Origin of the sequence: Streptomyces viridosporus (assembly GCF_002078235.1) — a bacterium.
Classification (GTDB): domain Bacteria; phylum Actinomycetota; class Actinomycetes; order Streptomycetales; family Streptomycetaceae; genus Streptomyces; species Streptomyces viridosporus.
The window spans coordinates 1-2,637 of the sequence record NZ_MSGP01000356.1 but is presented as its reverse complement, the minus strand read 5'-3'; the positions used below and the strand labels follow the sequence as shown (position 1 = coordinate 2,637).

General features: G+C 73.4%; 1 protein-coding gene and 1 pseudogene. Both read left to right on the top strand.

Features of this window, described 5'->3' with window-relative positions; translation table 11 throughout:
• Nucleotides 1-43: 43 nt before the first annotated feature.
• The gene (locus B7L92_RS24640; protein ID WP_081239612.1) at nucleotides 44-2,449 is read left to right on the top strand and encodes a sensor histidine kinase; all 2,406 of its coding nucleotides are present in this window, start codon (nucleotides 44-46) and stop codon (nucleotides 2,447-2,449) included.
• Between the two features lie 57 nt (nucleotides 2,450-2,506).
• Nucleotides 2,507-2,637: pseudogene (locus B7L92_RS24635) on the top strand (roadblock/LC7 domain-containing protein); the annotation flags it as partial.

Genomic DNA, 2,637 nt, shown 5'->3' with positions numbered 1-2,637 from the left:
CCACCCGCCCGCCCCCTTCTGAACCGACCGCTCTAGGACGACGATGTCTCCACGGACAGGTGCCCGGCGCCGTCTCGGCTCCATACGTCTCTCGCTGGTCCTCCTGGCACTGGTGCCCGGTGTCACCCTCGCGGCCATGTGGAGCGTGACCACGATCCAGATGTTCTCGGAGGGCCTGCGGCTGCGCTCCCAGACGGAACTGAGCCGGTCGACCGGCGCGATGGGCACGCACGCCGCGCTGGCGTTGCAGCGGGAGCGGAGCCTGACCGCCGCGTGGCTGGCCGATCCGCGGAGCTCCCGGTCCGCCCTCGAGGCACAGCGCGAGAAGACCGACGCGGCGGTGGCGAAGCTGGTCGGGCAGGCGGACGCGATCGCCGACGCCCCGGCGCGCGTCTCGGACCGGCTGTACTCGGTGCTCGGCTCGGTGGGGAGTCTGGAGTACTACCGGGACCAGATGGACGATCCCAGCGACATCACCGCCGAGCAGGCGCTCGACCAGTACACCTCGATCATCGACGACCAGATCCACGCCTTCCAGGAGCTCTCCCAGGTCGACGACGGGGACCTGACCTCGCAGGCCGGGCCGCTGGTCTCGCTGGAGCACGCGGCGGAGCTGGTCTCCCAGGAGGACGCGCGGCTCACCCTCGCCTGGTCCTCCGGGAGCCTCGACGCGCAGGGCTGGAACGATTTCGCGGAGCTGGTCCACACCCGCCGCTGGCTGGTCGCGGACCAGATCGTGCCGTCCCTGCGCGGCAGCACCAAGACGCGGGCCGAGCGGATCCTGCAGAGCCCCGAGTGGCGCGCCCTGCTGGCGGTCGAGGACCAGGTGCTCGCCACCCGGCCCACGGACGAGGAGCGCGACGTCGAACTGCCGGACCTGCAGGAGCGGTGGGACGACGCCATGGCCAAGGTCTCCTCGCAGTACTCCGCCATGATCCGGCAGGAAACCGACGCGCTGCTCACCCGCAGTGCCGACGAGGCCCGCGGCCTGCTGTTGACCGCCGCCTCCCTGAGCGCCGGCGGACTGCTCGCGCTGCTGCTGTGCGTCGGCATGTCCTGGCGCATCACCCGCTCGCTGTCCCGTCGGCTGCGCGGCCTGCGCATGGCCACCCTCGGCCTGGCCGAGGAGCGGTTGCCCGACGTGGTGGCCCGGCTGGAGCGCGGCGAGAAGGTCGACCCGGAGTCGGCGACGACCCCGCTGGACTACGGCCACGACGAACTGGGCCAGGTCGCCCAGGCGTTCAACACCGCGCAGCGCACCGCCGTGCACACCGCGGTCGAACTCGCCGACACCCGGCGCGGTTTCCAGAAGGTCATCCTGGGCATCGCACGGCAGAGCCAGAACCTGGTCAACCTCCAGCTCGGCAAGCTCGACGAGCTGGAACGCCGGCACACCGACCCCGAGATCCTCGCGGGCCTGTACGAACTGGACTCCACGGCGAGCCAGTTGCGCCGCTACGAGGAGAACCTGGTCATCATCAGCGGTGAGCGGCCCGGCCGCTCCTGGAGCGAGCCGGTCGCGCTGATCGACATCCTGCGCAGCGCCGTCGGCGAGGTCGCCGAGTACCAGCGGGTGGAGGTGCACACCGAGGAGGAGGTCGCCCTGGCCCCGCCCGCGGTGGCCGACGTGATCCACCTGCTGGCCGAGCTGATCGACAACGCGACGGCGTACTCGCCGGCGCCGAGCCCCGTCGGGGTGCGGGCCGCGATGGTCGCCAAGGGCCTCGTGGTCGAGATCGAGGACCGGGGCCTCGGCATGTCGGAGGAGGACTACGCCTCCCTCAACGACCAGTTGGCCAGGCCCCCGCAGTTCGACGTGGTGGCGCTCGCCGACGACCTCCGGCTCGGCATGTTCGTGATCTCCCAGCTCGCCCACCGCCACGGCATCGCCGTCACCCTGCGCTCCTCGCCGTACGGCGGGACGACCGCGATCGTGCTGGTCCCGCACGAGATCGTGGTGCGGGACGTGTCCTCCGGCACCGGGCGGGAAGCCTCGGACGAGGGGAGCGCCGAGGACCCGGCGGCCGTGAACGGCACGGCGGACCGCGGGAGCGCGGGGACCTCCGCGGGCGCGGACCCCGCCGTGAGCGGGCGGCCCTCGGCCTCCCGGTCCGCGGCGTGCCGGTCCGCGGCCGCCGCGCGGGCCGCCTCCGCACCGGCCGCCGGCGTGCCCGGCGCCCGCCGGGACGGTCTCACCCCGCTCCCCCGCCGGGTGCCGCAGACCAGCCTGGCCGCCGAGCTGCGCGAGGAGCCCGTCGCGGACACCGGGGACGACCCCGGCGACGGCTTCAGCGCGGAAGAGGCCGCCGCCTCCCTCTCCGGCTTCCAGCGCGGCACGCTCCAGGCGCGTGACGACGACGGGACCGGCGACGCCGAGGACGGCACGGCGGCACCGGCACACGCGCCCGCCGTCTCCCCCGAGCTCCCGCCCCCGCCCTCCGACCGCTGACCCCCGGAACACCGACCACCGAACGCCGACGCCGACCGCTCACGAAGGAACTCCGCCATGACACGCCCCATCCCCGCCACGCACACCCAGCTGGACCAGCTGCTGACCGGACTCGTGGAACGCGTCGCCGACGTGAACCAGGCCGTGGTGCTCTCCGAGGACGGACTGGTGGTCAGCAAGTCCACCGG